The organism is Chitinophaga sp., assembly GCF_036566945.1.
In the GTDB taxonomy this organism is placed as follows: domain Bacteria; phylum Bacteroidota; class Bacteroidia; order Chitinophagales; family Chitinophagaceae; genus Chitinophaga.
On the sequence record NZ_DATCVJ010000652.1, the window covers coordinates 1 to 4,991 of the forward strand.

At 45.9% G+C, this 4,991-nt stretch carries 2 protein-coding genes and 1 pseudogene; 1 reads left to right on the plus strand and 2 read right to left on the minus strand.

Going from position 1 to position 4,991, the window contains the following annotated elements; genetic code table 11:
• A partial coding sequence (locus VIP81_RS19890) for a TonB-dependent receptor (protein WP_331965171.1) occupies window positions 1-2,633 on the minus strand: 2,633 nt, incomplete at its 3' end.
• Between the two features lie 324 nt (window positions 2,634-2,957).
• Window positions 2,958-4,535 (minus strand): tetratricopeptide repeat protein, encoded by a 1,578-nt coding sequence (locus tag VIP81_RS19895; RefSeq protein WP_331965174.1) that lies wholly within the window; start codon window positions 4,533-4,535, stop codon window positions 2,958-2,960.
• Between the two features lie 184 nt (window positions 4,536-4,719).
• Between VIP81_RS19895 and VIP81_RS19900 the strand changes: the two are divergent.
• Window positions 4,720-4,991, plus strand: a pseudogene (locus VIP81_RS19900) (DUF1080 domain-containing protein); the annotation flags it as partial.

A 4,991-nucleotide genomic window follows, 5' to 3' on the forward strand; every position in this document is an offset into this window, starting at 1 on the left:
GTAGTCGGTGTGTTTAACAGGTTGCCGGCTTTGGCGAAAATGCTGAAGTTGTTCCGGAACCTTTTCTCCACGGAAATATCCATCTGTATAAATCCTTTCTGCCAGAAGTCATTATCCACAAACTGGGATACCAACGTAATGCGTGGACCGGTATAAGCGCTGGCCAGTTGCGCATCCCAGCCATGTTGCGTGTCTTTGTACAACAGGGAGAGGTTGGCGATATGTGCCGACTGACCATACAGGGGTCTTGTTTGATTAGTGCTGCCTGTTTGCTGGTCGCCTTTATCATTTGTATACCGGAAACTTTTCGGTGTGGTGATAGCGGAGTTCGTGTAGGTATAGTTGGCTTTGAAGCCTACTTTATGAAAGAATTTGATATAATCTATTTCCAGTCCGTAGTTGCGGGCGGTACCAAAGTTACCGGGTGTATAGTACAGGTCCTGTCCGCGAACCGCATCGGCTAAGAGGGTATTTTCGATAGGGTCCTGTATTCTTTTGTAGAAAACGCCTACGAGTAACTGATCGGTATGATTCGGGAAGAGTTCATAGCGCAGATCCAGGTTGTCGGCGATGGCACGTTTCAGGTCCGGATTACCACGTTCAGTATAATCTTCATTTACAATAGGACCGGGTACCAGTTCAAAAAATCCGGGGCGGTTTAAGGAGCGGAAGTAGGAGCCACGGATGTTCTGGTGCTCCGTTAGTTCATACTTCAGGTTCAGGCTGGGTAATACATCTGTATACACCTGGTTGCCGGTAGGGCGTTTTTCTCCCTTGGCGAACAGCATATGATAGCCCTGGTCGGTATGTTCTACACGTACACCACCAGTTACTTCCAGGTTGGCAGCCTTGAATTTAAACATACCGTATCCGGAAGCAGTTTTTTCAGAAGCATCGTATGTTAACGCGTTGTCTACTGCGCCGGTAGCTTTTTCTATACTCCATTTGATGTCGGCGTAGCTGTTGAAGTCTTTACCGTATTCGGCGGCGAGATCCGTTGGCAGAAATTTATAGTTGTTATAGAAACTACTTCTTTGTTTGTCGCGGTATAATCCTCCTGCGGAGAAATCTACTTTGGTACCGGCAATTCTTGCGGTATAGGTCAGGTCGGCATAACCGGCGATATCGTTGTCGGTATTACGTTCCCAGCGACGCATACTTTGGTCCACGGTGGTACGTGTTTCCTGGAAGTTGTTGCGCAGTCCATATACGTCGATGGTAGTATTATCCGGTACTTCGTTTTGCGCGGAGGAAATGACCGCAGACCATTCCAGTTTTAATTTACCGGGAATGATTTTGTGATCGCCATGCAGGGTGGAATTATAGATCTGCTGGTTTATTTTCCTGGAGCGGCTTTGATAAGAAAGTTGTGCATTGCCGGCTACCGGATCAAATTGTCCGTTAGACACGTTAGTGGTGATACCTTCACGTGTTTGAAAGCTTTGCAGGTTCATGTAGGCATTGTAGAGCGACAGCTTGTTATTTTCGTTGAAGACATAGTCTATTTTGGCATGTACACCGCTGCGTTGTTGTTGCTCGCTATACTGACGTTCCTGCATGCTGGTGATTACCTGGATCTTTTCTGTTTTGGAATTGTCTGTATTATAAAATGTGCTGCTGGTACCGCGGTAGTTGTTCTGGAAGCTACCTGCGAGGATTACACCCAGTTTGTTATTAAGAAAGCGTTGGCCTACAGATAAACCTGCCACCAGGTTAGGGGCGAAGCTTTTAGGTTTATAGTTGAGGGTGCCGGTGGCAAAGTCGGCAGGAGTGGCATTATAGTCTTTGCCATGTACCTCATAGGGTGATTTGCTGTTGATCCCACTGTGATCGAAGCTGGTGAAACCTTTGTCCAGGATCATCTGGCTGTAACCGGTAGCTATGTTGGCATTGAGCGACAAGCGGTTGGGGGCATCTTTCATCACCATGTTCACTACACCGCCTACGGCATCTCCTTCCATGTTGGGAGTTAAGGATTTGTATACTTCCAGTCTGTCCAACAGTTCTGAAGGGAAAATGTCCAGGGGTACATAGCGGTATTTATTATCGGGGCTGGGTATTTTCACGCCGTTGATGAGGGTATAGTTATATCTTTTATCCATACCCCGGAGAATGGCATACTGTCCGTCGCCATTGCTGCTACGTTCTATGGATACGCCGGATACGCGCTGGATAACGTTGGCCACGGTGAGGTCGGGGGATACTTCTATGGCCTGACCGGATACTACGTTCATTACCTGTACGGATTTCTGTTCCAGTTTACGGGCGGCATGTTCTGAGGAAGCTTTGGAGCCGCCGGCTACCACTACTTCGCTCAGGTTTTTGCTGCTGCGTTCACTCAGGTAAACATTGATAGCCGGATTATCTTTTTCCGTTACTGTTACGGCCTGTGTGAGTGTTTTGTAGGTTAGGTGGGAAATGAGGAGGGTAAATTTGCCGGCAGTTACCTTTTTGAATTCAAAGGAACCATCCAGGCCGGTGAGTGCTACCAGTTTGGTTTGTTCCAGTATAACGGTAACGCCTACCAGCGGTTCCCCTGTTTTCTGATCGTACACATGTCCTTTCAGGCCATCGGCTTTGGCGATAGTAGCGCTGAGCAGCAGACATAAGAACGTTTTTAAAAGTGTCTTCATTTTTAATGAATTTGATACCGTTTGTGTTTGTGGTAAATGGTATCGCAAATGTGATCTGCTGCGTAAAAATTTACAAGAAAGTGCCGTAAGCAAAACGTATACAGCGTTAACAAGCCCGTAAACAAAGCGTAATCAGCGTATACAAATGAGTTGTAAATGATTGATAGTTAATTGTTTACTTGTAACATCATGCTCCATTACCATATTGTTAACAGAATTACGAATTACGAATTACGGATTTGTGGGTAGACCATCCGCTGTTATCTTCCCACAAATCCGTAATCCGTAATTCGTAATTCGTAATTCGTAATTCGTAATTCTTTTTCACAGCCCTTGCACAAAAGCATTCAACGTATCCCCTTCCGGGATATTTAATTTTTTGCGCAGGCGGTATCGGGCTACGCGTAAACTATCTGGCGAAATGCCCAGAATGGTGGCCATATCTTTTGAGTCCATATTCATTTTATGGAGCGCCAGTAATTTGATATCGTTGGTAGTAAGGTCGCTGTAAAGTGCATTGAGTTTATCGAAAAACACCTGGTGCACCTGTTCAAAGATGCCGGTGAATTCTTTCCATTGTTTTTCGTGATTGACATTCTGGTTTATTTTGAGTACCAGTTGTTGCAATTGTTTTTTCTGGTCCCTTTTTTCTTCCTGTACCAGGAGCGAGAGGGTATTTCTCAGTTCATCGAGGAACTGGTTGCGTTGAATCACGTCGAGGGTATGGGTGGCCAGTTGTTTGCTTTTTAGTTCCAGCTGGTCTTTTTGTACCCGGTTGAGTTCTGCATTTCTTTCCGATACGGCCTGGGCCTGGCTGATTTTCAGCTTTTGCCGGGAAATGGTGAGCAGGCAAAGGAGGATGAGAAGTATGACTACGATAAATACCGACGCATAAATGATGCGGTTCATCTGGTGGCTGTTTTCCAGCTGCATGATTTCATCATTCTTTTTGTTGGTATCATAAATGACCTGGAGGAAGTTCATTTGCTGGTTGTTTTGTGCAGAATAAATTTCTGCCAGGCATTTGCGACTTTGCTCCATATAATAATAGGCGCTGTCGTTGCGGCCCAGGAGATTAAATGTTTTGGCAATATCTTTTCCGGCGGCGGCTTCCTGGTATTTATTATTGGTTTGCTGTGCGATGGCGAGGGCTTCTTTTGAAAAGGGCATGCTGCGTTTGTAGTCGCCTGTTTTCCTTAACACATCTCCTATATTGTTAATTATTTCAATACCTGCTACCCGTTCATGGTGCAGTTCATACAGTTGTAATGCATGCTGAAAGTAGTAAAGGGCGGTATCGTATTTCTCCAGGTCTTCGTGGATGGTACCCAGGTTTTCGTAGATCCCGGCCATGCCGAAGGTGTCGTGCACGCTTTGGTATTGCTTCAGCGCCAGTTGTTGGAAAAAAAAGGCGCTATCGTACTGTTGTTGTTTTTCATAATGATGGCCAATATACCCGTAGGTGGCTGCCATGCCGGCTTTATCATTTAGTTCCCTGTAAAGCGCCAGTGCTTTATCATATTGGGCTTTGGCGCCCATCTTATTAATATTGCGATAATACAGCAGTCCTATATCGTTCATGGTAGCTGCTTCCGCTGCTTTTTGACGGGTAGCGGCAAACAGCGTGGCGGCTTGCTGGTAATATTCCAATGATTTGGCGTAGTGGCCCAGGGTGAAACAAATCCTCCCCATTTGTTGCAGGCACTTGCCGGCAGCCACGTCATCATGCGTGGCAATGGCCTGGTCGTGCATTTTGCGCAGTGCCAGGAAAGCGGCTTCGGGCGATTGCCGGCTCAGCTTTCCCGCCGTCTCCAGCTGCATCTGCAGGGAGTCCTGCGCGAAGGTGATAGTAGCCGGAAAGATAAACAAGCATAGCGCGATAAACTGAAAAACCCTTTTCATTTTAATGGTAACACGGTATAATGAAGCATAAATAATCCGCAAAGAATGTTTTTTAGTATTAACTGTATGTTACCAAACGGTTAACCGCTGACATAAAAATGCTTGCGTCCCTATCGGATTTTGTATATTATTGTGACGCCGGTTACTTTATTGACCCGAAATTAATTCCAGTTAAATATTGATTATGAAAAGAAAATTCTTATTTACCATGCTGTTAGCTGGTGGATTTTGTGCCGCAAATGCCCAGGAGAAAGCCAAGCCTGAAGATACAGAGGTATACACGCCCGTGCCACCGGAAGTGATTCCTGCGAAGAAAGCTGGTGCAGCTCCTTCTGATGCAGTGGTATTGTTTGATGGCAGCAACCTGGATCAGTGGGTAATGGCCGATGACCGCGAAAAACCGGCAGAATGGCTGGTTGGCAAAGGCATCCTCACCGTTAACAAGAAAACAGGTAA